Source organism: Stenotrophomonas rhizophila (genome assembly GCF_003651185.1).
GTDB classification, from domain to species: Bacteria; Pseudomonadota; Gammaproteobacteria; order Xanthomonadales; family Xanthomonadaceae; genus Stenotrophomonas; species Stenotrophomonas maltophilia_Z.
Genome location: NZ_RCDC01000004.1, coordinates 857,652 through 881,210, shown reverse-complemented (window position 1 = coordinate 881,210; position 23,559 = coordinate 857,652). Strand labels below are relative to the sequence as shown.

Here is a 23,559-nt window from a genome sequence, read left to right as displayed (position 1 = left end):
CTGCCGATTGGCCCGGGTGAGAACCCCGAGGCCTCTGGCATACTCCCGCGGCCGAAATGGCGGGCATGCAAGTGAAATTTAAGAAGAAGGTTAGAGCGGTGGGTGAAGCCTCCTATTGTCCACGGCCGGAGCTGAACCACGCTGCCCGGGGTCTGCGACGGGCAGCCCGCGAACAGGGCGCAGCGAAGCTGCACATGGTCACCGGGGCGGTCGGTCTAACGGCTTTCGCGGTCGAGGCATTCTGCCAAGCCTTGGGACCTGATTTTGTTCCCCGGCCGCTGGATTTCAGGAGCTGAGCGCTTTTGCGACGAGGCCGTGCTCCGCAAGCTGGAATTGATTGGACGCGAGGTTGGCGTGGACGTGAACTATGACCAAGAGCCTTTGGATACACCTCAGCGCGTTGTTAGGGGCCAAAGATCAGCTCCTGACTCCAAGCTCAAGCCCTGTGCCGCTAGATGAGGACGTGTCAGTGGATGAGGACGCGGATCCCAAGTCCGATGTCCATGCGGCGGTCCAGCGGCGCTTCCGACCACTCCACAACTTAGTTCAGCTGGAGAAGGTGGCGGCAGAGATCAACAAGGCCCTCCTTAACATTTGGGATGCCGGCGGAGGAGAGGAGGCAGTGCTCGATGTGTTGGGATGCACGTCCTGGGCGATACACTCGGTCAATTGACGCGCCGGCACCAGCGGGTGAGTCTGGGCAAGTTTGGTGTGTGGAGGGTGGCCCTTGAGGACAAATCAATCCGACGAACGGTTTTACTCCATCCGGTTGGCGACGGAGGGCACAGGGTATTTGGCCGAAGTTTGGCAAGACGACCCTGATCGATGGATGTTGCTGGCCGTTACTCCGGACGCAGGCCGCGCTCTCCTAGACTTGAGGCGCCCGTTTCCGTCTCTGAAAGACGCGCTCCTAGCAGCCGAGGCTCTCGCAGGAGATGCGATACGTGCTGCGTGCCAAAGCGACGGAGGAATCGGCCGGTAGCTTTGCGATCCATCGTTTGCGCAGTTCGGCGTCATTTCGCGATCGTGATCATGCTTCGCCAATCCCTTTCCATGCTTATGACATCGGTAAGACGTCTCAATATTTTCAGCTGCTCCGGTATTCACACGCCGTGTTGAGCAACAGAGCGTTTCCCAGGAACTACTGGTCAAAGTTTGCGGCCAGCTAAGAAGTCAGGGTTGCCCGCAAAAGCAAACCCTGACGCGCATTGCTACGCGGCGTTGCTCGGTTGCTGTTGCGATGCATGCATGGGAGCGGCGGCAGTAGGCCGTTTCCAAGAAAGGCTTCTGATCGTAGCGAAATCAAAAGCCGTAGCGCGCACAAGTCATCAAGGAGTCATGGGGGGGCTGCCTTCGATTTCTTCGGTGCCTTTGCCGCTAAAAACCTCAAGCAGGGCATCGGGATTGAGAGGACGGGAAAGAAGATACCCTTGAATCTGATCGCATCCATGGTCCCGGAGAAAACTGAGCTGAGCGGGTGTCTCCACCCCTTCTGCCACGGTGTGATAACCAAGCTCGCGGGCCAAGTTGATGATCGCCTTGACTTTGGTCTTGGCCTTGAGATCAGTCTCCAGGTCGTCGATGAGGGACTTGTCCATCTTAATCGTGTCGATCGGCAGGTCGGACAGGTAGCCGAAGTTGCTGTAGCCGCTCCCAAAGTCGTCGATAGCGATCTTGATGCCAGCTTCTGCCATTGCCCTGATCTGACGCCCCGCGACAGAGTCGGCGCGCAGCCATTCGCCTTCCGTAATTTCAATTTCAATGCAGTCAAAGGGCAGGCGGCGCGCCTCAAGCATTGAACGAAGTCTTGTCCAGGCGTCTTCAGAGGAAAGATCAGCGCCAGACAGGTTGATGGACAAGGCCAAGCAGTGACTTGCGTCACGCCACGCGACCAGTTGATCCAATGCCGTGTCGAGGATCCATGGGGTGACGGCCTCCATCAAGGCCGTCCGCTCAAATATCGGGATGAATTCTCCTGGGCTCACGGGACCCAGGCGGGGATGCGTCCAACGAAGCAATGCCTCCGCTGACACCGGCTGAAGGTCAAATGCGCGGTAGCGCGGCTGATATTGCAAGTAGAACTCATCTTTTCGGAGCCCGCGCTCCGCGTCCGCGGCTAAGCGGTAGCCACGCTGCATGTGATGGTCGCGTTGCTCGGAATACCAAGCGAAAGGCTGTCGCGCTTCAAAGGATTCGTGCAGCCCAATCAACACTTTACGAATCACATCGTCACCTGTGTCTTCACCCAAGGTCACGGCGCAAATTCCCGCATGGAAGCGGGGAGACATCGGAACTGCAGCTGCCATCAATGGTCGGGACATGCGCTGGCGAAGTTCGTTTGCCAGTGCTTCCATTTCCTTCGCACTGGGTAGGTCGACCAAGAATGCAAAGCGTGTCACTCCGACGTGGTAGACGTCCGCCAAACCTTCCAATGCTAGCTTGAGCCGGACGCCTGCTCGACGAATTAAGACCTCTAACGGCCGCATGCCCAAGGCTTGGCCGGCCTCATTGGCGCGGGGGATATCAAACACGTCCACAAGAACGGCAAACATTCGCCGGCCGCGGTTCCTCTCTGCCAAGCCGGCATAGTCAATCTGGAACTGGTGGCGATTGGGAATTCCACTGACAGGTTCCAAGCGCCCGGACATGTTTCTTAGTTCGAGTTGCCCGATCACCAACTGCGAAAGAGTGGACAGCTGAGTGCGCTCTGACTCTGAGAATTCGCGCACCTTCGTGTCCATGATGCACACGGCGCCTATAGCGACGCCGTTCTTCGCGATAAGGGGCGCTCCGGCATAGAACAGCAGGTGCGGCGACGCAACGACCAAGGGGTTGTGTTTAAAGCGTGGGTCTTGCCGAAGATCAGGGACGACCATCACCTCGTTGCAGGTGATCGCATGGGCGCAAATGGAAACCCGTATATCTGTCTCTGCGACCGGCAACCCAATTCGCGAGATAAATCGCTGCCTATCCTCACCGACAATTGAGACGAACGCCACCGGAGCGCTGAAGGCGAAGGCGGCCAGCGAGGTGATGCGATCCAAGGACGGCCCGGACTCCGTGTCCAAGACATGCATTGCTCCCAAGACCGCCATCCGCTCCTGGGCTTCGGTGATAGGCACATTCATAGCAACTGCGCGGCAACCATTCGACGGTAAGTCAACTCTATATCACTAATTCTCATGAAATCCCATGAAATGCGGAGGTGTCGGGCCCAGCCTGCTGAGTGCGACAACTACCGTGTCGCTTCGTGTTGGAGTGCGACGTCCGCCACCGGTTCTGCTGCTCCACACTTTGGGCAACGAACGATGGTTGCACCCTCTCGACGATCGAAGTCGTGCACCCCGGTCAGCACTGCCACCCAGCGACCGTGGCAGGACAGACACTCGATGTCCATGCTTTCAGCCCCAGGCCATACGGGCTCCTCAGCAACTGCACTGGTCGTCAGGCGCTTTGCTTCGGTGACGTTAGTGATGATGAATCTTTCAGTGACAAGCACCTCGGCATCTCCTCTGTCTGCATCGCGTCGCTCCAGCCCCGCCCACTGGAGCCCCTAGCAATGATCGACCTGTCATTAGAGCGATCAATCCGACAGGAACTCGCATGTGAACAATTCAGCGTCCCATGCATCGGCGGAGGCCCCCGCTCGGTTGGCTGATGTCGCTGAGATATCATAGTGGCGATGACCGACAGCTCGCCTATTTACGCATTGGCCTACGCCAGCCGCTCCTCTTCAAATCTCGAAAACTCGGATTTGGAAGAGATTCTCATCGACGCGTCGGCCCAGAATCGAATGGCGGACGTAACGGGGGTGCTGCTCTACGACGGCACAACGTTTCTCCAATACCTGGAAGGCCCCGAGGAGGGAGTTGCCTCGGTGTTTGACCGCATAAAGCAGTCTAAGCGGCATGTGGATATCCGGGTGCTCACCAGTGGTGAAGTGCCAGAACGCTACTTCTGGAACTGGTCGATTGCTTGCCAGCATGCGGACGCGTCCATGATCCAGAAGATAGAAGCCGCACGCTGGAGTGAGCGCAGCCACCCCTACTTGGAAGAAGATGCTCAGCACAACCCGGGCCTGCGTCTGCTGGCCGAGTTCTGGTCCGTCCAAGCCCCCCCGACAACGTAAAGGCTCATCCCGCTCGCATGGTGAACGAGTTAGGAAGGTGCGCGGCCTGTCTAGCTGTGCACGTGTCAGGCTACGGAAACCTAACTGATAGCAACGTTGGGTTTGCCCGTCGGCTTCATGGTGATGCCGTACACGGAGAACGATCATGGGCAATCAGAATCAGCAGAGTCCGAATCCCGGTCAGAACCAGCCAGGTCAGCAGAACCAGCCGGGGCAGCAGGGGCAACAAGATCGGGATTCCTAGCGCCAAGGTCAACAGCAGCAGGACCAGAACGACAAGCGCGAGCGGTTCGGCCAGCGGGGCGGCAAGGACGAGGAAGAGTAAGCTTCCCAAGCGTTGACGAGTCAAGGGCTCGGCCATTCAGGCGGAGCCTTTTCTGTAACAGGGAACGCTCACGTAAGAATTCCCTCTTCCCGGGCTACTCGAACCATTTCCAGCGAGTTGCCCACATCCAGTTGACGCATGATGGCGCGTTTGTGGGACTCCACCGTGCGCGTGGAAAGATGAAGCTTCTGCGCGACATCTTGGGCCCTCATTCCCAGCGCCACGTGCTCCAAGACTTGCAATTGCTTGGCCGTCAGCATCGCCTGCCGTCTCTTGGGGGCTGCAGCTTTCGCTTCCGCCTGCGAGGCAAGAAAGCTGGCTGCTACATACGTGCATCCGCTCATGACGCAATCGATTGCGCGATATAGCTCCTTGCTGCTGCAGCGTCTGTGCAGGAATCCCTTCGCTCCGGCTGTCATCGCTTGGGTCACGGTGTCCGGGCCGGCCTCTGCTGGGAGAAAGATGAAGGCCGGCGCGCCCTCCTGCTTCAGCATTCTGTCCATCAGAGCTATGCAGCTGGCGCCAGGCAAGTAGAGATCGGTTATCACCAAGGTCGGACGTACTTGGCTGACAAGCTCTTGGAAGCGCGCCGCCGTTGAAGCAATCCAGATGCGTGAGAACCGGCTCTCCAGTAACTTTGCCATCCCCTCCGCCACCAGCGTGTGTCCGTCCGCCAGCACCAGACTGCCAAATTGCTTAGACTCGGGCGGCTTACTAGCCAAATCCACAGCAGCTTTTCTCGTTCAGGGGGGGGCTCGCTAGCAGGCCTTTTCACTTTCTCGCGAAGGGCTAGGGTGACGGCTCTCCCCGGTCAGCGAAGGCAGCAGGGGCGGGGGCCGTGCTGGGCATCTCATCAAGTAGCCAGAGCAAAAAGGCGGCCTGTTCGAGAGTCGGGCGCAGCTTTTGCCCTGTTCGTGCTTGCGACTCGAGTTCATCCAAGAACGCGGTGCCAGAAGCGAAGTCAGTCACGGAGGGCGATAAGCGCTCAGTCGCCGCGGCCAGATCGGCCGGGTCAAGGAGAGCGTCGTCGCAGACGAGGGACATTAGCGCGGTTTTCCCCAAGGAGGTAAGGCCCTGCTGTGGCGGTTTATCGACCATTACCCATACGACGCCTGCGTCCACGAGCTTGGTCGCTCGCGAAGGGGAAGGCCGAAAACCCTGCGCCACCATGCTGAGGTCTGCCAACAGAGCAAGGCTGTTTGCTTCGAGCGCCAAATTCCAGCTCCTATGTCGTCAGAAGGGAATGTGCCATCTGCTGCGGCCGCCATCAAGCAATCGTTTCCTACAGGCGGCAAGTCTCTTGGAGATGAGGCAGAGAGGTTCATTCCCGATAGGGCGACCGTCCCCCATCACTGAACACCAACATTCAGTGGTGGGCATGGCGTCTTTAGCCGCTTTTGACGCGCTCTCACCGAGGAAGTTATCTGTCGGCTCCAGCATTGCGCCTTCGCAACCTTTCAGCAGTTGCAGTGCTCTTGCCTTCTTGCTCCAATACCCATGCTCGTCTCCGCAGCGACAGCGGTTTCGTATTCTTGGAAATTGCGCCAGCGAGCCCGCGGGGCTAAGCAATGTCCGATCTGTGTTGGCGAGAGAAGTCTTCAAACCGAAAAAGGCTGATGGCTTGGTGCTCGCCGCACTTGGGGCACTTGATGGTCGCCCCTCCTTCCAGAGGTTCAAGCCCTTGGGACGGAATGGCGGTGAACGCTGCACTGCACTGGAGGCAGCGGCAGTAAACCCGAGTGAGCTCCAAAAGCCGGCCGTCCTGACTTCTTACCCCTTCAACATCCAGAAGGTAGAAACGACCTGTATTCGGCACTGAGGCGCTGGCTCTTTGGTGGGACGGATGGGAGGTCTGGCGTGTCACGGGTTCTCGCGCCGCTAACTTCGCGGACCGGGCGCGCTCACCACCGTTGAGAGGGGGATCATGCGGCGGGCTTTCGCGTGTCAACGACGAACCGGGGGCCTTTGGCTTGAGCAGCATCATAGCGCAGGCTCCACCCATGCGAGAGGCAGATCTCCATACAGGTAGCCAAACCCAGCCCGGCGCCGGTGCTGTCTCGTGGATTGGCACGCCAAAAGCGGTTGAACAGCAATGGCTGCTGCGAAGGCGCCACGCCATGGCCGTCGTCTTGCACGGAGAAACCTCCAAGGCACAAGATGCACACGTGGCCGCCCAGGGGCGCATGGTGGATGGCGCTCTCAATCAGGTTCTTGGCCAGCACAAACACGGCCGACACATCCGCCAGCGCCCGCTCTTGCCCCGATTGGTCGTTTACTTCAACGGTGACCGTGCGTTGTTCGGCCAGGCGCGGCTCCCGCCTGTCGGACCTTGGATGGCCGAGATACCACGCTCTTGCTCACTCACGTGCACCCGGACCACTTCGACGCCGAGGTGGTGGACCGGGCGTTGCGAAAGGGCGGGAGCTTGATCTACCCGGGAGGGCACCCATCCGCTTCCCGTCCATCGAGGCGCACGGGTTCGACCAGCACGGCTCTGGGAGCCTCAGTTGGTGGGTGACTTCACTGCCACAGCGGCGCCCGCCTCGGATGGCTACGGCATCACGCAGGTTTCCTGGTTGGTATCGGCGACGGGTCGGCGGATTTTCCACGAGGGAGACACGATGTGGCACGGTCACTGGTGGAGGATCGGTCGCCTGTTGGGCCCTTCGACATGGCGTTCTGCCGACTGGTCAGGGCGGCGCGGGGAGCCGCCATCGACGTTTAGTCAGTGCAGCCGGGGGCGTGGGTGGCGTGGCGGTGAAGATCTGCAGCAACGTTGATGCGCCCAGCTAGAAGCCATTCACCGCCGCGCTAATCTGCCTGAGGATGCTCGTCTTCGCCGTCCCTGCCTTGACGTTTGTCTGTCCTCTGTCACATGCGGCGGAGGATTTTGGTCCGTCCAGACTCGCGTTGGGCACCCCGTAGCTCGTCATTGAGGTCTCGAATTCGGAGGCAGAAGTCGCTGCGCCTACCCTGATCGGATCACCGGCAGCGCCTCCTCGCGAACAACCCAAGGCCCTCGTTTGTGCGCCTAAGCCACTGGGTTTAGGATGGTTGAGCAAGCGTTAAAATTACCGCTGACCCAAGTTGGAAAGGGAGATGTCCATGGAATTGCTGCCAAAGGCGATTGCCGGCGGACTGGGTAAGCTCTATGTGAGTCTCCCCGAGTTCCGAGACGCATTTCGAAAAACCTGCGAGGCCGTTGACCGCCTGCCGAAGGGCATCGTCGGACGCGCAAGGGCGCTGAACTATCCACAGTTGCACAACGCCTGTGTTCTGGGCGATGTCGAGTTGGTGGAGGGATTGCTAAACGCCGGAATCAGTCCCAACGCTTATCCCTTCACGGAAAATGAGTGGGATGAGCCGCCTTTGGTGTGGTTGGCTATGGCGGAGGAAATGGACCCTAAAAAGAAAATTTCAGTAGCGTCAGTTCTAGTGAGGCATGGTGCGGATCCAGAGGAAGGGGACGCGCTTACATTCGCTAAGCAACTGGGTGATAGCTCCTTTGCAACCTATCTGGAGAGCTGCGCCCGACGTTAAGGTGTGGTCGCCATTTCGATCCGGATAGATGCTGATCGTGCATGTCGTGGTTAGAGCGTGCTCGCCTTCGCTGTGCTAAGTGCCCTTCTCAATTGCTTGGGCCACCTTCCATTGTCTGATTTGGGGTGTCGACCCTCGAACTGATTATCTTAACGATCTGCGCAAGGCAGGTTCTAGGGTCGTTCGTCTCACCTTGGTAAAAAATGTCCCCAACCACGCGCTCTTACAGAAAGTGGTGGGTTTGCCTCGTTCAGAACCTACTGTTCCATGACGGAAATGCCAACCTGGCATATGTTGAGTAGCCAGCCCCGCGTCCGCCAGTCATTAGGGCGGTCAGTGGCTAAGGCGCTTGCGTAGCGAAACCCCCACTTCGGAAGGAGCTGTACCCATGGCATACGCGACGATTAATCCCTACACCGGACAGACGCTGAGGAGTTTTCCTGACGCAACCGATGCTGAGGTGAGTCAGGCCCTAGATCAAGCGCAGACAGCGTTCGAGAGTTGGAGATATGTGGCAATCCCGGCGCGGAGCGCTGTCCTGAAAAAGGCAGCAGACGTCCTCCGCTCTCGATCGACAGAGTTCGCAAAGATCCTCACCTTGGAAATGGGGAAGGTGTTGACGGAGGCAGAGGCAGAGGTCGAGCTTTCAGCCCAAATTTTGGAGTATTACGCCGAGAACGCGGAAGCGCTGCTCGCTCCAGAAAAGTTGCCCAGCAAGCATCCTTCCTACACAAAGTGTTGGGTGGAGCACGAAGCGCAAGGAATCTTGCTTGCCATTGAGCCTTGGAATTTTCCTTACTACCAAATTGTCCGGATCGCGGCACCTCAACTAGCTGCTGGCAACGTTATTGTTCTCAAGCACGCTTCAAACGTGCCGCAAAGTGCTGCAGCGTTCCAGGCTCTCTTCAAAGAGGCAGGCTTGCCCGAGGGCGGGTTCACCAGCCTTTATGCCAATCGAAGTCAGACCAAGGCGATCATCGAGGATTCCAGAGTACAGGGGGTCGCACTCACTGGCTCGGAGGCGGCTGGGGCTGTAGTGGCCTCTCAGGCAGGCAATGCGCTGAAGAAGTCCACCATGGAGCTTGGTGGTGCAGACGCATTCGTTGTCCTGGCGGACGCAGACATCGAGAAGGCGGCGAAGTGGGCTGTGATCGGTCGCCATTGGAATGCTGGTCAAGTGTGCTGTTCGTCGAAGCGAATTATCGTCGTTGCTGAGGTCTATGACGCCTTTCTAGAAATGTACAAGGCGGGCGTTGCAAAACTGCGGGCGGGTGACCCACTTGACCCGTCGACGTCTCTTGCGCCTTTGTCTTCCCAGGCTGCTGTGGATGATCTCAAGGCTCAGGTGGCGAACGCCGTCTCTCACGGGGCGATAGTCGAAATCATCGGCGCGGCGGTACCAGAGACGGGAGCCTTCTTTCAGCCGATTCTGTTGAGCATGGAGGAAGACAATCCCGCTTACAGTTTGGAGTTCTTTGGGCCTGTCTCACAAGTGATTCGCGCCAAAAACGAAACGGACGCTGTTCGTATCGCCAACGATAGTCCATTTGGCTTGGGTGGCTCAGTCTTTACCAAAGACCTCAAGCATGGGGTCGAAGTAGCGAGGAAGATTTCCACCGGCATGGTTTACATCAATCACCCGACGGGTGTTGCTGCTGATCTTCCCTTTGGTGGAGTTCGGCGCTCAGGCTATGGCCGGGAGCTGGTCGGCTTAGGCATCAAGGAGTTCGTCAATCACAAGCTGATTGCGATCACCGACATCGACGGTGCGTTCTGATCGTCGGTCGCCCTGAGTCTGAACTATCATGATCGCTCTCTTACAAGCGGCCCCGCACAATGCGCGCGCCTGAGCGTGTGATCATTAGGCAATTGAGTTGCGCCAGTCGTTTCGCCAACATGCTGGATAAAGCGGGCCGGAGGACGCCAGGCCCTTGGCATCCTCCGAGTCAACAGTCGTGGCCTTCGGGTCACGATTGTTAACTCCCGGCCTTCGCGACGAATGTAAATTATCCTTTGCCTTTTCACATTGGCGGGTTTGCTGCCACGGCAGAGATTTGATCGAATGCGCACATCAGTCATCCTCCACGCTTCTGCTCAGCTTGGTCGACCCAGAGAGACAATGCCTCCCTCAGTAAGAAACTCTCTGGGTCTTTTTCATAGGCCTCGACGAATTCCGACGGCGTTAATTGTGGCGTTGATGATGGGGCTACTTCTCTTTGACTGCGTCGTGCACGGTATTCAGCACTTGACGCAACTGGCCCACATCCACTTGGCCTGGAGCAGACGGTGTGCCGATCATGCCAAAGGTCAAGTCGCTTCCGAACACTTCGCCGGATAGCCGGGTGATGGCGCCCAGGCCACCCATCGACACGGTCAGTTGCGGCTTGTCCGAATAGGTTGCGCGCATCTGTGCGGTCGCGTCCAGCAGAGCCAGCACGTCGGCCGGGCTCTGCGGCATCACCGCGATCTTGAGGATGTCCGCGCCCAACTGGTCCTGGCGGCGCAGGCGCGCGACGATCTCGGCGGCCGGCGGGGTGGCGTGGAAATCATGGCTGGACATGACCACCTTGATGCCCTTGGCGTGCGCCCGGGTCACCAGCGCGGCAACCACGTCCGGTGCGCGGAACATCTCCACATCCAGCAGATCGATGAAGCTGGCATCGATCAGCCCGGTGTACAGCGCGCCGTAGGCGGCGTCGGTGATTGGCTTGCTGCCGCCCTCGGCCTGGGTGCGGAAGGTGACGATCATCGGCTTGTTGCGTGCGGCGCTGGCAACCTGCTTGCCCAGCTTGGCGATCTGCACCGGGTCGGTAGCGAAGTCGAGGTAGTCGATGCGGAACTCGATGAGATCGGCGTTGGCGTTGGCGCCGATGATCCGGGCCTGTTCCAGCACCTGCGCGCTGCTGGCACCGGTGGTGGGCACGATGGTCTTCGGCGCGCCTTCGCCGATCACCGTGCTGCGGATGCTGAAAGGTACCGCGTGGCGCAGGGAGACCGGTGCGGCGGCAGCGCTGGTGGCCGCGGCCGGGGAGGCGGCAAAGGTGGCCGGAACGCTGGCGGCCAGCAGCGGCAACGCCAACAGGAGGGAAGCGGCAGCACGCCGCGCGGGGGTGTTCATGGGGTAGCTCCAGAGCGGGAAAGGGGGCGGATCAGAACGTGACCTTGGCCTGCAGGCCAAGCGCGAGCACGTTGTCGGTGTTTTTGTAGCGGAAGGTGCCGGGGTTGGTGATGTACTGCACGTCCGGCCGCAGCGACAGCCACGGCTTGACCTGGAAGGTGTAGGCCAGCTCCCACAGTTCCTCGGCCTGGTTGAGCTCCCAGTCGGTATCGGCAATCAGCCCTTGCGCCTGCTGCTGCAACTGCTGCTCAAGCAGGTGACGGTTGATCGAGGCGCGCACGTAGCCCAGTGCCACGCGGTCCTGCGGGCGGCTGTGGAACAGGCCCTGGTAGACCATGCCGGCCGACGCCCAGCGGTGCATGACCGCGGTCTGCTGCGACTGCTCGGTGTATTGGGCGAAGACGCTCAGGCCGCCGTTGACCGCGTTGTTGGTGAGCTTCTGGTCGGTCATCACATAGGCGCCTTCGCGGCGACGGGCGGTCTGGTCGCTGCGGCTGCCGACCATCGGCTTGTCGGAGGTGTCGTAGTAGTAGCCGATCTTGTAGTGGCCCGGGTAATGGCCGCGGTCGGCAGTGCCCGGGGCCCATTCCACTTCCACCGGGTACAGATGGCCGGTGGTGCCTTTCTCGTACAGGCTCCAGCGGTTCTTCTCCAGGTTGTAGTTGGTGTTGACCAGCACCATCCCGGCGCGCACGGTCACCTCCGAGGTGGGGTGTACGGTGACGTGCGTGGCCCAGCGCGGACGCGGCCAGTTGGTCCAGCCGGCGCTGGTGGACAGCGAAATCGGGTGGGCACACAGCGCGGCGTTGACGAAATTGGTCATGATCTGGTTGATGCCGAAATCATTGCCCATCACGTAATAGCCGGCCTTCCAGTTGAGCCTGCCGTTGAACAGGTTCTGGTCGTAGCTCAGTTCGGTGAGGCGGGTGAACTGGTCGCTGTATATCTCCTGGATGGGCATGTAATCGTTGCCGGCCAGCTCACCGGAGGTGCTGCGGCCGCGACGGTCGTTGATGGTCAGGTGCAGGCGCGCATCGCCCCAGACGTCGGTCAGCCTGCCCAGGTCGAGGTCGACCCCGAGCTGGGTCTGGAAGGCGTTGCGTGCGCTGTGGTCGATGCCACCGTCGACCACGCCCATCGCTTCGGTGATGAAACCGCCGCGGAAGGAAACGCCATCGGCAGCCCATTCGCTGCGCTTGCCGTTCCAGTCGCCGGTCATGCTCTTACCGGTGTAAAGGTCGTCGGCCGCCGGCGCGTCGGCGGCAAAGGCGGCGGGGGCGAGCAGCGCGGCCAGCGTGCACAGCAACGCAGTGGCCAGGGGCGAGTGCCGCGGGAGGTAACGCGGGAGGGAGCAGGTGTTCATGCGCTTGCCTTTGAGAAGTAACGAGGGAGAGAGAGGGGTGTCAGCGGCGACGCAGTGGCGCGCGCAGGGCCAGAGCGCTCCACAGCGCCAGGGCCAGGTAGGTGAGTAGGCTCCATGCCGGCATCGACAGACCCAGGAAGGTCCAGTCCACCACCGCGCATTCGCCCGAGCCGGTGAGTACCTGCCGGAGCACGTCCAGCAAGGGCCAGGACGCCAGCATGTGGGCCAGATCCGGACCACAGGCGGGCACTTGGTCGGCTGGCAGCAGTTGCAGCCACACATGCCGGGTGGCAACGCCGGCGCCGAGCAGGGCGATGACCACGCTCAGTGCGACGTAGCCGGCGCGTACCTTGGCCGAACGCGGTGCATGCAGGCTGCCGAGGAAATACAGCGTGGCCAGGGCCATGAAGGCACCGCGTTGCAGGGTGCACAGCGGGCACGGCGTGAGCCCGCCGAAGTACTGCGTGTACAGCGCATACAACAGCACACCGGCGCAGCCGAGCAGGCCAGCCAGAAATCGCTGCTGGAAATTCCAGGTGAGTGGATGTAGGGCGTATCGGGTCCACGGGCCGCGCATGTCGGGCACCTCGGGTGGGGAGAGGGGCGCACCACGCCGGGGTGGCGTGGTGCGCGGGCTGCACTCAGCGGCGCAGTTTCAGTGGCGCGCTCAGGGGCGAGGTGGCGCCGTCCGTGGTGGTGACCGTGGCGGTCACGTTGGCGGCCTTGGCGGCATCGGCCGAGGCCAGCGGGAACACGAAGCTGGCATGGCCCTCGGCGTCCACCGGCACCTGGATAAAGCCCAGGTAGCGTTCGGCTTCGGTCATGCCAGGCTTGCTGTTGGCAAACAGCTCCACGCGGTAGAGGCTGTCCGGGATGCCCACGAATTGGCCGCGGACGCCGACCCCACCCGCACTGCCGGCCAAGGTGGCCAGCAGCGTTGGCGCTGCCTGGCCGTGGTTGGGCGAGGGCTCGCAACCCTGCACCGGGCCATCCAGCGCGCAGATGGTTTCGAGCTTGGACGGGTCGCCTTCCACGCCGCCGCCGCGGTTGCCGATGAACTTGCCGTGCTCCAGCCCCGGCACATTGAAGATGATGGCGCCCTTGAGCTCGGGCAGGCAGGAGCCACCGGCAAAGCAGCGGCGGATGTCCCGGCCGTTGTCGATCATCACGTTGGCGCTGATGGTGTTGACCGCCGGGCCGGTGACCCGGTTGCGGCCGGGGGCGGCATCGGCGCCGGGTTCGGCCTGCGGCCGCACCGACACCGCCACGCGGTTGCCGATCATGGTGTTGCCATCGACGATGTTGCCGGTGCCGCTGAGGGTGACCGCCGAGGAAATACCGGTGAAGGTATTGCCGGAGATGTAGTTGCGGTTGCCCCAGTTGAGCTGCACGCCGTCGGACAGGTTTTCCCAGTGGTTGTGCACCACCACGTTGTCGTTGCCCCAGAGGATTTCCAGGCCCTGCGAGGGTTCTTCGTTGTCCTTGTCATCGCTGGTGATGAAGTTGTCGGCCACCAGGTTGAAGGCCGCGCCGCGGGTCATCTCCATGGCGTCGCCATTGTTGATGAAGCGGTTGCGCAGGATGCGGTTGTGCAGCGTGGTGGTGGCGGTGGCATTGCCCTTGCCATCGTCGGCGGTGACCATGATGCCGGCGCCGCCTTTGTTGCCCACGATGCGGTTGTCATGGATGAGGTTGCCGCTGGCGCGGTTGACCAGGATGCCGATGCAGAAGTTGCTGATCTCCAGGCCACGGATTTCAACCGCCTCGGTATCGCGCAGGATCAGGCCGGGCTTGGTGGTGGTGCGCACGTTGGTGCCGTACTGGCCCTCCACCGCGCCGGGGCAGGCACGGGTGCCGGGGCCGATCACGTAGGCCGCGCCATCAATGGCGACATAGGTACCGTTGCGCGCCCAGTCCATGTTCTCGATTACCACCGGGCCCTTGATCGGCGGCAGCTCGCGGGTGGGCTTGATCACATACGGCGCGGTGCCGATGGCGCGCAGCTCGATGCGGTTGTGGCCGGGGTTGGCGTTGTTGCGCTCCAGCGCCCAGCGCAGGGTGCCTTCGCTGCCGTCATCGGCGTAACTGGTGACCTTGAGCACGGTCTGGGTGCCGCGCGGCAGGGCCGGGCCGGCGAGGGTCTGGGCGAACGCCGGGGAGGCCAGCAGCGCCAGGGCGAGCAGCGAATAGCGGGAGGTGATGCGCATCATGCATTCCTTGGAGAGACGAAGGGGGCACACCGGGAGTGGGCACGGCACAGGACGGGGTCAGCGTCCTTGTCATGCCGGCTCCACAGGGTCTTGGAGCCGAAGCCCACGCGGTTGTCGGTGAACTTCAGGTGCAGCAGGCGGATCTCCCAGACCGGCGCAGTCATGCCGTAGGCCTGAGGGAATCGCCGGTAATACAGATCCAGCGCGGGTGCGGCTTCGGACGGGCTGTCCAGGTGGCGGGCGGTGCCGGTGTACTGCAGCCCGTGGATCTGCTGGATGTCGCTGAACTGGTCGGTGATGGTGCCGGCCACCTGCGGGTTGATGGAGAGCATTTCGCCGTGGCGGGTGTCCAGCGAGCTGAGCAGCAGCAGTCGCGTCTGCTCATCGTCAAAGGCGTAGAAGGCGCTGGCCGACCACGGAATGTCGTCGTAGCTGGTGGCCAGCGACAGCACGCTGTGGCTGTGCAGGAACGCGGCCAGAAGCGCAGGAAGCGGAATCATTGCAAGGCTCCTAAGCTAGAAGAAGTGCGACCACAGGGCCGAGATCGGCATGGCCAGCAACAGCGCGGGCAGCATGTTGGCGACTGGGAAAATCTTGATGCCGCAGATCCGGAAGCCGGTGGCGAGCATCAGCAGGCCGCCTACCGCGGAGAAGTCGGCGATCATGGCCGGCGAGGTCAATGGCAGGATCAGCACCGCACCGAAGGCCAGGCTGAGCTGGATGACCAGCTGCGGCACAGCGATGGTGGCCACCGCATAACCGAGCGTGGTGGCGAAGATGGCCGCGGTGAACAGATCCAGGAACGACTTGGCGATCAGGATTGACGCGTCGCCGGTCATGCCTTCGTTCATCGAGCCGAAGATGCCGGTGCCGCTGGCGCAGAACAGCACCAGGATGGCCACGAACTTCTCCAGGAACTCGTCCTGCGACAGGCCGCCCGCCTTGGCCGGGACCACCTTCTCGACCAGGGCGCGGGCAAACCCGCCCACCTTGCCGATGCCGCGCTCCAGGAACACCAGCTCGCCGATGAGCGCCCCGAGGATGCCGGCCAGCACCATCACCGGCATGTGCGCGGCGCGGTTGATCAGGATCACGCCCATCGCCATGGACGCGACCCCGAAGGTGAGCGGCATCGCGCTGCGCAGACGCTCGGGCATGCGCTGGGCCAGGCCTGCCCCGACCAGGGCGCCCACCAGCACGGCGGCACCGTTGATGTAAGGACCGACAATCATGTCTGCTCTCCTTCGGCCAGCAGTGCCGGCAGGGTTTCGCCCCAGCGCGGCAGGGAGGGGTGGTCCAGCCCGAGCAGGCCGATGGCACGGGCCGCGCTGTGCGCGATCATGTCCTCGATGGTCTGCGGGCCGGCGTACAGCGAGGGCACCGGCGGGAACACGATGGCGCCGTACTCGGTCACCGTGGCCATGTTGCGGATGTGGCCCAGGTGCAACGGCGTTTCGCGGGTCATCAGTACCAGCCGGCGGCGTTCCTTCAACACCACATCGGCGGCACGGGTGAGCAGGGTATCGGTCACGCCGCTGGCAATGGCCCCGAGCGTGCGCATCGAACACGGCGCCACGATCATGCCCAGGGTGCGGAACGAACCGCTGGCGATTGCCGCGCCGACCGCACCGGAGGGGTAGTTCACATCGGCCAGCTGTTCGACCTGTTCGCGGTCGAACGCGGTTTCATGCTGTCGGGTCAGACCGGCGGCCTTGGACATCACCAGGTGGGTCTCCACGCCCAGCTCCCGAAGGAGCTGGAGCGCTTTGACGCCATACTGGAAGCCGGTGGCACCACTGATGCCGACGATTACTCTTGGCTTCTGCATGACAGACTCCGCTTACTTGATGAAGCCGGGGATGAAGCGACTGACGTCCACATCCATGAACTGCGAGCGCTGGAAGTTGGCCTTCAGCTTGTAGGGCACCGTGCAATCGAAGATCGCCTTGCAGGTGATGCCGTGGTCGCGGATCGACGGGCTGAACGCGGGGTCCTGCGAGGGGTCGAGCGGATGGCAGCGCACGCCGGGAATGAAGACCGTGCTGACGTCGCCCTGGTAGCGGGTGGTCATGGCCCAGACCACGTCGTTCATGTCGAACAGGTCCACGTCCTCGTCCACCAGGAACACGTGCTTGAGCTCGGAGAAGGCGGCAAAGGCGAGCAGGGCGGCTTGGCGCTGGCGACCTTCGTCCTGGCCGCTGCGCTTTTTGACCTGCAGCACCGCCACGTACTTGCCGGTACCCGGCGAGGGGCAATGCACGTTCTGCACGAAGCCGGGCAGGGCGCGTTCCACCAATTGCAGGATGCTGGCCTCGGTGGGGATGCCGGCCATGTTGGTGTGTTCGTCGCTGGGGCCGATGCAGGTCTGCAGGATCGGGTCGCGACGGTGGGTGATGGCCTTTACCTTGATCACCGGCACTTCCATCTTGGCTTCGCCGGTATAGCCGGGGAACTCGGGCATGGCCTTGCCGGTGTTGGTATTCTGGTCCTCACGCACGCGGTAGTTGGGCATCAGCTCGCCTTCGATGACGATCTCCGCATTGGCAATCGCGCGTGCACCCACGGCCACGCCTTCCACCAGTTCCACAGCGCGTCCACGCAGGCCGCCGGCGATGGACAGTTCATCAAAGCCCAGCGGGGTGGTCGGCGGCTCGAAGCAGGCACCGATCTCGATGGCCGGGTCCACGCCGATGCTGATGGTGATCGGCAGCGCCTTGCCGGCCTGCTCGGCCTTGATCCGGAACTGGTCCAGGTGGCGACCGGGCACGAAGTACATGGAGATCTCATCCTTGCTCTGCACGCAGAGGCGGTGGATGGTGACGTCGTGTTCGCCGGTTTCCGGATCGGCGGCGTAGCACATGCCCAGGGTGAAGTACGGGCCGGCATCTTCGGGGGTGTTCTTGGGCGCCGGCAGCAGCGTGCGCAGGTCGAAGCCGGGATCGGTGGCCAGGTGCACCACTTCTTGGCAGGCAGCCTGCTCGCGCGGGATGACGACCGGGGCGATGGCGTTGTCCACCGAATCGCGCAGCAGGAAGCCGAGCTTTTCCTTAGGGACGCCAAACATGCGGGCCACACGCTGGCGCGAGGCCAGCAGGCCGATCAGCACACGCACGTCCGGGTAGCCCTTGACCTTGTTGAACATCATCGCCGGGCCGACGCGGGTGGGGCGCTGCACGGTGCCGCCAGCGCCGACGTAGCGGTACACGCCGGACAGTTCGGCCTCGGGATCGACCGGTTCGTTGGTCTCGATGTACTCGTCGTCGTAGGTCTGCAGCAGCGCCAGTGCCGAGCGCAGGTCGTGCACGTCAACGTTGCGGGGAAGGGTCTTGCTCATCAGGGTGTCTCCGGTGGGGGATCGGTGTGTTGATGCCGATACTCCGCTTCACCGTGGACCGCTGCATTGATTTAAATCAGTTTAAGTAATTGATTTATAAGAATAAAAGAAAAACAAAAAAGGCGCCCGTGCCGCAGGGGAGTGCGGGCACGTGACGCCTTTTGCATGGACACAGGGTAGGGCGGCGGGCGCCGGAAACTATGTAAAAGTGTGACGCCCTGCAACAAACAGGGCCGCGGACTCAGCCGGCCGAGCGCGCGTGCGGCGGTGGCAGCAGGATGCGGGCCTGCAGCCCGCCTGCGGCGCGGTTGCTCAATTCGATGCGGCCGCCATGGGCCTGCACGCAGTCGCGCGCGATGGCCAGGCCCAGGCCAACGCTGCTGCCCGATTCGCGGTGCCGGGCCTGGTCGAGCTGGAAGAACGGCTCGAACACGCGTTGCAGCATGTCCTCGGCGATGCCTGGGCCGTCATCGGCGATCTCGATGCACACGCCGTCCGCGCCTTGGTCGCGAAGGGCCACGCTCACGTGCTGGCCGTGGCGCAGGGCATTGACGATCAGGTTGTCCAGCGCACGCCGCATGGCGACCGGACGGCATCGGTAGGTGACCGGCTGCGGCGCATCCAGTGCGATCACATGGCCCATGCTGCGGTGGCGCTGGCAGACCTCGGCCAGCAAGGCGTCCAGTGCCACCGCTTCACTGCCTTCGCTGCGTGCGTTGTGGGTGGCAAAGCGTAGCGTCTCGTTGACCATCTGCCGCACTTCCTCCAGCGTGCGCAGCAGCTCGCTGCGCTCCTGGCTGTCGGGCAGCATGGCGGCCTGCAGTTCCAGCGAGGTCAGTGGCGTGCGCAGGTCGTGGCTGATCGCAGCGAGCATGCGGGTGCGCTCATCGACAAAGCGCGTGGTGCGCTCGTGCATGTCGTTGAAGGCCCGGGCGATCTCGCGGATCTCATCGGGGCCCTGCAGCGAGAGGGGATCGATGCGCTCGCCGCGGCTCATGCGCTCGGCCGCATCGGTCAAGGCGGTGGTGGGGCGCAGGATGCGATTGACGAAGACGTACAGCAGGATCAGCACCGGCGGGATGCCCACCAGCAGCGAGAAACGCAGCCGCTGCCAGCTCTCGCGCCACAGCGACTGCACCGGCAAGGCCTGGCGGGTGTGCAGCCAGCGACCCTGGCCGAGTGCGAGGTTGATCTCCACGCATTCCAGCCCGGTGCCGGCGCGGTCCACGGCGGGGTCGAGCAGCCGGGTGGCAGCGTCATCGCGGCAGGGCATGCGCACGGCGATGATGCTGTCGGGCAGCCGCCGCCGCAAGTCCGCCGCCAGTGACTGCTCACGTTCTGAGGTGCCCGCCGCGCTGGCCTGACGGTCGATCCAAAGTTGCGCCACGTTGTTGTTGAAGGCGCTCAGCCAACTGTCGGCACCCACCGTTTGCTGTTGTGCCAGCCGATAGGCGGTGACCGTGCGCGAGAGCGCATGGTCACGCGCAATCGGGTGCAGAACGCCTGACTGCTGCCAGAGGCCAAGCGTGCCGAACAGATGCCCCAGCACGAAACCACCGAGCATCAGCAAGACCAGCTGCCCGCCCAAGCTGTGCGGGAGGTATCTCATGGGGCCGGCGCGTGTTCGACGCTCGCCGCGAGCAGGTAACCATCACCCCAGATGGTCTTGAGCAGGGTGGGGTGGCGAGGGTCGTCTTCCAGCTTGCGTCGCAATCGGCTGATCTGACTGTCGATGCTGCGATCAAAGCTGACGTTGTCGCGCCGGCTGAGGTCGAGCAGGTCGTCGCGGCTGAGCACTTGGTTGGGCCGCTCCAGGAACACGCGTAGAAGGCGGTACTCCACGGTGCTCAACGCCACTTCCACGCCCAATGGGTCACGCAGGTTCCGGTGCAGCAGGTCCAGCGACCAGCCTGCGAAGCGCAGTTGCCCGGATTCTCGCCCGCTGCGCAGGCTGGGCCCGCTGCCAGCCGAGCGGCGCAGTACGCTGCGGATGCGTGCTACCAGCTCATCCACGCTGAAGGGTTTGGTTACATAGTCATCCGCGCCCTCGTCCAGGCCGGTGATGCGATCGGCGTGCTCGGCCTTCGCGGTGAGCATGATCACGGGCGTGCCGAAGTCCTGGCCGATATGCCGGCACAGTGACATGCCGTCTTCACCGGGCAGCATGCGATCCAGTACCACCAGGTCAAAGGACTGTTCCTTCAGGCGCGCGCGCGTCTCCACGCCATCACAGGCAGTGGTCACCTCGAAGCCCTGCCGGCGCAGGTAGGCGGCCAACGGATCGCGGATCGAACGGTGGTCGTCGACAACCAGGAGGTGGGTCACGGGAAGGGTGGAGTAGCACGCGGGAATGAGTAGCAAAGGTAGCAAGCCGCCCGCAGTAATGTCGCCACATTTCGCCACAAGCGTCTCCGCCTACCCTGTTAGGTTCGGGATATGGACACCCCTCTCGCTACCTGCGTTGAACTGCCGCTGATCGCTGTATCGACCAATGATGAGCTGCTCGGGCCTATCTCCAAGGCGGATTGTCATGCCGGTGAGGGCGAGCTTCATAGGGCGTTCTCGCTCTTCCTGTTCAACCGTCAGGGTCAGCTGCTGCTGCAGCAGCGCAGCGCGCTGAAGCCTCTCTGGCCAGGCTTCTGGGCGAACAGTTGTTGTTCGCACCCCAGATGGGGTGAGGCCATGGCCGACGCAGTTTTTCGACGAGCGCGGGAGGAATTGGGCGTAATGCTGAACTCGCCGTTGACTTGGCACTTCAGCTTCATCTACCGGGCGCGGTACTTGGACGTTGGCAGCGAGTACGAGCTGTGCCATGTCTACTCAGCTGTCTTGGACAGCACTGACCTGAATATCGATCCTGCCGAGATCAGTGCGTATCGATGGGTTGACCGGTACGAGCTGGATGCTCTGCTCGGCGAAGAACCAGATGTCTACACCCCATGGCTCAAGATTGAGTGGCCATTGCTCAGAGATCTGTGTTGACTGCGTTTGGATGCTCATCAGTCAGTCGACGGTATCCGCCATGGAGGGGCGCTGGCTGCCTGGCTCGATCCAAGGCAGCGCGTTCACAGCCATGGTGGCTGCACTCTCAAGCGCAGGAGCTTTTGTCCCTCGTTGGGCCTGCAACGATATCCCATCAACAACGGTGATCAAGAAGTCGGCGAGCGCCGACAGATCTGCCGTTGCGGACAGCGCGCCCTCCGAAAGTGACAATTGCAGGCGCCGATATACCGCCGCCCACGTTGCCGCTTGGAGCGACGCAACGGCAGTGGAGGCGACGCTTGCGTGGGTGGAGGCTTGCCCGCCAAGCGTGATCAGGCAGCCGCTGGAAGCTCGCATAGTGGCGTTAATCACGCACTGCTTCAGAAAGGCCGAGATCGCGGCGCGCCCCGCGGCGCTCTCAAGTGCTGCCAGGGTCTTACTGCCTATGGTGGATCTGTACAGCTCCAGCGCTTCAAGGAACAGTGCCTCTTTAGAGCCAAACGCGGCTTAGAAGCTGGGCGACCTGATCCGAATCAGCTCTACCAGGCTCGCAACCGAGGTGCGCTCATAGCCATCGTCCCAGAACGCCAGCATGGCCTGGTGCACAGCCTGGTCACGGTCGAAGCTACGGGGACGGCCGCGTGCGGCAGTGGGCATGTCTGGGCGAACTCTGTCGGACCTGATTGCACATTGTGCCTTGGCAAGCGTACGCTTTATGTCGTGAGAATTACACATATACGGATGGTCATGACCCAGAGCACGCAGCAGGTAGTAGACGGATTCATTTCCCTGACGGGCCAAGGGGCACCGGTTGAGCAAATCGGGGCGTTGTTCAGCGACGACGTCGACTTTTACATCGCAGGTGACATAGCGAATGTTCCTTGGATCGGACGGAAGAACGGGCAGGCCGGTGCCGCAGAGTTCTATCGGCAGATCCGCCAGCTGATCATCTCTGAGGCATTCAAGATATCGGACGTGATCGTGCAGGGCCGACGCGCAATCATTCTGGGCGAGCTGGCCTCCCGCGTCCGGCAGACGGACAAACTGATCTCCACCGAGTTTGCGCTCGACATCCTTGTCGACGACGGAAAGATCACCAGGTTCCGCATGTTCGAAGACAGCTTCGCCGTAGCCCAAGCGGTTGTTTGAAGGGAAACGCATGCGTTGAACCAAGCGAACATGTCCTTCATCACCGCGTGCGAATATCAGAATTGCCAACGGTTATTTAAACGCAGCGTTGCAACATGAAAGAGTGAGCTCTTGTTCAGATCTGTTCAGGAGCCCGCCCACCCATGTCCATCGCCCGTTGTGCGCCATCGCCCAAGGTCATCATCGGGACAGCATTGTCCGCGATCCTGCTGCTGACAGCACCGCTAGTGTGCTCTGCACAGGATTCAGCGTCTCCATTGCGCACGCACCTTGCGGCCAAGCGCGCGGCCATTGAAGCGCAGTCGGCCCAGGTGGTGCCGCCCACGAAAATCCATGCCAAGGTCACCGCCGAAAGCCGCTCCGGCGTACGCCGCCTGCGCATCGGGCCAACCGGCGAGTTCCAGTACATTAGCGACAGTGGCCGCAACTACGCCGGGTACAACCTGGGTGCTGGTTCCTGGGATTCGCTGGTCGGCACGCTGGCCAGCTCGGTGGCCGATGAGTACATCGTGCAGGCGGCGGTGCAGGACGTGCCACTGGATGCGCTGGATGTGGTGTTCACCAGCATCCCTGAGCGCAAGAGCGAGACCCTGGCATATCCCAACAATCTTTCCTATGTGGCCTACATCGACTCGCCGGCCACCGATGCGCAGCTCGACACGCTCAAGCGCGCGGTGCACGCCAATTCCTCGGCCATCGATCTGGTGACAAAGCCGCAGCAGGTCAGCCACGCCGAGGTCGAATACATCCACAGCGCGGCAGTGCGCGATCCCGGGCTTCCGCCCGGCCTGCGTGATTTCATCACCGAAGAGAAGCGCCCGGCCGTGCTGGCCAGGCAAGGCAAGCCAGCCGCCGGCAAGGAAAAAGCGGAGCCGGAAACGCTGGTGGCGCGTGCCCATGTCGAACCGCGCACCGGACTGCGTCGCGTGTTCCTGGGCAAGGATGGCTACCACCAGCAACTGCACGACAGCGCGCCGGGCCTGCTGGGCTACGGGCTGGCGCCCACGGTGGAGGAACACCTGCTCGGCGTGACCGGCACCTGCCTGACCCACATTTTCGAGGTGCAGGCGGCGGGACGAAACGTGCTGCTGGACGCGCTGGAACTCACCGTTGATGGGCAGCTCAGCCCGCGCTTCGGCAGCAATGTCCGCTCGCCGGCCCGCTACAGCGACATCCGCTACAAGGTGAGGATTGAGTCGCCGGCGTCTGAAAAAGACATCGACGCGCTGCGTCAGTCGGTCGAAGCCACCTGTCCGCTCTACAACCTGGTCAAGGACGAGCAGAAGCTGGAAGGCAGCATCGTCCGCGGCGCGTATGCGGAAGTGAACGACTAAGCGCGCCTGCGCGCCGCGGCCCTGCCGGCCGCGATTCTCCCGGGGACACCGTAGGCGCGGCGCCCGGGCCCACCG

The 23,559-nt window shown here is 62.2% G+C and carries 22 protein-coding genes; 7 read left to right on the top strand and 15 right to left on the bottom strand.

The window, feature by feature from the left end; all coding sequences use genetic code 11:
* The first annotated feature begins 367 nt into the window (after positions 1-367).
* On the top strand, positions 368-673 hold the full coding sequence (locus BCL79_RS03990) for a hypothetical protein (RefSeq protein WP_121037683.1): 306 nt from the start codon (positions 368-370) through the stop codon (positions 671-673).
* Between the two features lie 655 nt (positions 674-1,328).
* Here the strand turns inward: BCL79_RS03990 and BCL79_RS03985 are convergent.
* Positions 1,329-3,128 (bottom strand): putative bifunctional diguanylate cyclase/phosphodiesterase, encoded by a 1,800-nt coding sequence (locus BCL79_RS03985; protein WP_259462101.1) that lies wholly within the window; start codon positions 3,126-3,128, stop codon positions 1,329-1,331.
* Between the two features lie 554 nt (positions 3,129-3,682).
* On the opposite strand from BCL79_RS03985, the gene BCL79_RS03980 reads away from it, so the two are divergent.
* Complete coding sequence (locus BCL79_RS03980; RefSeq protein WP_147433852.1) at positions 3,683-4,129, top strand: BLUF domain-containing protein; 447 nt, start codon at positions 3,683-3,685, stop codon at positions 4,127-4,129.
* A 115-nt stretch (positions 4,130-4,244) separates the two neighbouring features.
* Here the strand turns inward: BCL79_RS03980 and BCL79_RS20265 are convergent, their stop codons facing one another.
* From BCL79_RS20265 to BCL79_RS03960, 3 genes are all read right to left on the bottom strand, one after another.
* Positions 4,245-4,490: a hypothetical protein gene (locus BCL79_RS20265; RefSeq protein WP_183073668.1), complete on the bottom strand. Its 246-nt coding sequence runs from the start codon at positions 4,488-4,490 to the stop codon at positions 4,245-4,247.
* A 32-nt stretch (positions 4,491-4,522) separates the two neighbouring features.
* Complete coding sequence (locus BCL79_RS03975) at positions 4,523-5,182, bottom strand: LuxR C-terminal-related transcriptional regulator (protein WP_121037677.1); 660 nt, start codon at positions 5,180-5,182, stop codon at positions 4,523-4,525.
* 1,194 nt (positions 5,183-6,376) lie between these two features.
* The gene (locus BCL79_RS03960; RefSeq protein ID WP_183073667.1) at positions 6,377-6,682 is read right to left on the bottom strand and encodes a sensor histidine kinase; all 306 of its coding nucleotides are present in this window, start codon (positions 6,680-6,682) and stop codon (positions 6,377-6,379) included.
* Positions 6,683-7,559: 877 nt separating this feature from the next.
* On the opposite strand from BCL79_RS03960, the gene BCL79_RS03955 reads away from it, so the two are divergent.
* Together BCL79_RS03955 and BCL79_RS03950 are read left to right on the top strand one after the other, a co-directional pair.
* Positions 7,560-7,994, top strand: coding sequence for a hypothetical protein (locus tag BCL79_RS03955; protein WP_147433851.1), 435 nt, complete (start codon positions 7,560-7,562; stop codon positions 7,992-7,994).
* 388 nt (positions 7,995-8,382) lie between these two features.
* Complete coding sequence (locus BCL79_RS03950) at positions 8,383-9,771, top strand: NAD-dependent succinate-semialdehyde dehydrogenase (protein WP_121037663.1); 1,389 nt, start codon at positions 8,383-8,385, stop codon at positions 9,769-9,771.
* Between the two features lie 429 nt (positions 9,772-10,200).
* Here BCL79_RS03950 and aroD read toward each other — a convergent pair whose 3' ends face one another.
* The 10 genes from aroD to BCL79_RS03900 form a co-directional block, all read right to left on the bottom strand.
* Complete coding sequence (gene aroD, locus BCL79_RS03945; protein WP_121037660.1) at positions 10,201-11,112, bottom strand: type I 3-dehydroquinate dehydratase; 912 nt, start codon at positions 11,110-11,112, stop codon at positions 10,201-10,203.
* Between the two features lie 31 nt (positions 11,113-11,143).
* Entirely contained in the window at positions 11,144-12,475 is a 1,332-nt protein-coding gene (locus BCL79_RS03940) for a carbohydrate porin (protein ID WP_121037658.1), read from the bottom strand.
* A gap of 40 nt (positions 12,476-12,515) precedes the next feature.
* The gene (locus BCL79_RS03935; protein ID WP_121037655.1) at positions 12,516-13,052 is read right to left on the bottom strand and encodes a disulfide bond formation protein B; all 537 of its coding nucleotides are present in this window, start codon (positions 13,050-13,052) and stop codon (positions 12,516-12,518) included.
* A 64-nt stretch (positions 13,053-13,116) separates the two neighbouring features.
* Entirely contained in the window at positions 13,117-14,682 is a 1,566-nt protein-coding gene (locus BCL79_RS03930; protein ID WP_121037652.1) for a NosD domain-containing protein, read from the bottom strand.
* Positions 14,682-15,185, bottom strand: coding sequence for a pyridoxamine 5'-phosphate oxidase family protein (locus BCL79_RS03925; protein WP_121037649.1), 504 nt, complete (start codon positions 15,183-15,185; stop codon positions 14,682-14,684). The genes BCL79_RS03930 and BCL79_RS03925 overlap by 1 nt, the downstream gene beginning before the upstream one ends.
* Positions 15,186-15,200: 15 nt before the next feature.
* Positions 15,201-15,917: a DUF554 domain-containing protein gene (locus tag BCL79_RS03920; RefSeq protein ID WP_121037646.1), complete on the bottom strand. Its 717-nt coding sequence runs from the start codon at positions 15,915-15,917 to the stop codon at positions 15,201-15,203.
* Positions 15,914-16,513 carry a UbiX family flavin prenyltransferase gene (locus BCL79_RS03915; protein WP_121037643.1) on the bottom strand — a complete coding sequence of 200 codons (600 nt, stop codon included), beginning with the start codon at positions 16,511-16,513 and terminating at the stop codon, positions 15,914-15,916. Before BCL79_RS03915 ends, BCL79_RS03920 begins: the two co-directional genes overlap by 4 nt.
* A 12-nt stretch (positions 16,514-16,525) precedes the next feature.
* On the bottom strand, positions 16,526-18,019 hold the full coding sequence (locus tag BCL79_RS03910) for a UbiD family decarboxylase (protein WP_121037640.1): 1,494 nt from the start codon (positions 18,017-18,019) through the stop codon (positions 16,526-16,528).
* Positions 18,020-18,260: 241 nt separating this feature from the next.
* Positions 18,261-19,628: an ATP-binding protein gene (locus BCL79_RS03905; protein ID WP_121037637.1), complete on the bottom strand. Its 1,368-nt coding sequence runs from the start codon at positions 19,626-19,628 to the stop codon at positions 18,261-18,263.
* Complete coding sequence (locus BCL79_RS03900; protein WP_121037634.1) at positions 19,625-20,344, bottom strand: response regulator; 720 nt, start codon at positions 20,342-20,344, stop codon at positions 19,625-19,627. The genes BCL79_RS03905 and BCL79_RS03900 overlap by 4 nt, the downstream gene beginning before the upstream one ends.
* A gap of 111 nt (positions 20,345-20,455) precedes the next feature.
* Between BCL79_RS03900 and idi the strand changes: the two genes are divergently transcribed.
* On the top strand, positions 20,456-21,001 hold the full coding sequence (gene idi, locus BCL79_RS03895) for an isopentenyl-diphosphate Delta-isomerase (protein ID WP_121037631.1): 546 nt from the start codon (positions 20,456-20,458) through the stop codon (positions 20,999-21,001).
* 21 nt (positions 21,002-21,022) lie between these two features.
* Here idi and BCL79_RS03890 read toward each other — a convergent pair whose 3' ends face one another.
* On the bottom strand, positions 21,023-21,373 hold the full coding sequence (locus tag BCL79_RS03890) for a hypothetical protein (protein ID WP_147433850.1): 351 nt from the start codon (positions 21,371-21,373) through the stop codon (positions 21,023-21,025).
* Positions 21,374-21,748: 375 nt separating this feature from the next.
* Here BCL79_RS03890 and BCL79_RS03885 point away from each other — a divergent pair, with 375 nt between their 5' ends.
* Positions 21,749-22,150: a nuclear transport factor 2 family protein gene (locus tag BCL79_RS03885; protein WP_121041120.1), complete on the top strand. Its 402-nt coding sequence runs from the start codon at positions 21,749-21,751 to the stop codon at positions 22,148-22,150.
* Between the two features lie 257 nt (positions 22,151-22,407).
* Complete coding sequence (locus BCL79_RS03880) at positions 22,408-23,484, top strand: OsmC family protein (RefSeq protein WP_183073666.1); 1,077 nt, start codon at positions 22,408-22,410, stop codon at positions 23,482-23,484.
* Positions 23,485-23,559 lie beyond the last annotated feature (75 nt).

Coding starts and splice junctions, on each gene's coding strand:
- BCL79_RS03990 (WP_121037683.1), top strand. CDS start 368: ATGACCAAGAGCCTTTGGATACACCTCAGCGCGTTGTTAGGGGCCAAA.
- BCL79_RS03985 (WP_259462101.1), bottom strand. CDS start 3,128: ATGAATGTGCCTATCACCGAAGCCCAGGAGCGGATGGCGGTCTTGGGA.
- BCL79_RS03980 (WP_147433852.1), top strand. CDS start 3,683: ATGACCGACAGCTCGCCTATTTACGCATTGGCCTACGCCAGCCGCTCC.
- BCL79_RS20265 (WP_183073668.1), bottom strand. CDS start 4,490: ATGGCCGAGCCCTTGACTCGTCAACGCTTGGGAAGCTTACTCTTCCTC.
- BCL79_RS03955 (WP_147433851.1), top strand. CDS start 7,560: ATGGAATTGCTGCCAAAGGCGATTGCCGGCGGACTGGGTAAGCTCTAT.
- BCL79_RS03950 (WP_121037663.1), top strand. CDS start 8,383: ATGGCATACGCGACGATTAATCCCTACACCGGACAGACGCTGAGGAGT.
- aroD (WP_121037660.1), bottom strand. CDS start 11,112: ATGAACACCCCCGCGCGGCGTGCTGCCGCTTCCCTCCTGTTGGCGTTG.
- BCL79_RS03940 (WP_121037658.1), bottom strand. CDS start 12,475: ATGAACACCTGCTCCCTCCCGCGTTACCTCCCGCGGCACTCGCCCCTG.
- BCL79_RS03935 (WP_121037655.1), bottom strand. CDS start 13,052: ATGCGCGGCCCGTGGACCCGATACGCCCTACATCCACTCACCTGGAAT.
- BCL79_RS03930 (WP_121037652.1), bottom strand. CDS start 14,682: ATGCGCATCACCTCCCGCTATTCGCTGCTCGCCCTGGCGCTGCTGGCC.
- BCL79_RS03925 (WP_121037649.1), bottom strand. CDS start 15,185: ATGATTCCGCTTCCTGCGCTTCTGGCCGCGTTCCTGCACAGCCACAGC.
- BCL79_RS03920 (WP_121037646.1), bottom strand. CDS start 15,917: ATGATTGTCGGTCCTTACATCAACGGTGCCGCCGTGCTGGTGGGCGCC.
- BCL79_RS03915 (WP_121037643.1), bottom strand. CDS start 16,513: ATGCAGAAGCCAAGAGTAATCGTCGGCATCAGTGGTGCCACCGGCTTC.
- BCL79_RS03910 (WP_121037640.1), bottom strand. CDS start 18,019: ATGAGCAAGACCCTTCCCCGCAACGTTGACGTGCACGACCTGCGCTCG.
- BCL79_RS03905 (WP_121037637.1), bottom strand. CDS start 19,628: ATGAGATACCTCCCGCACAGCTTGGGCGGGCAGCTGGTCTTGCTGATG.
- idi (WP_121037631.1), top strand. CDS start 20,456: ATGGACACCCCTCTCGCTACCTGCGTTGAACTGCCGCTGATCGCTGTA.
- BCL79_RS03885 (WP_121041120.1), top strand. CDS start 21,749: ATGACCCAGAGCACGCAGCAGGTAGTAGACGGATTCATTTCCCTGACG.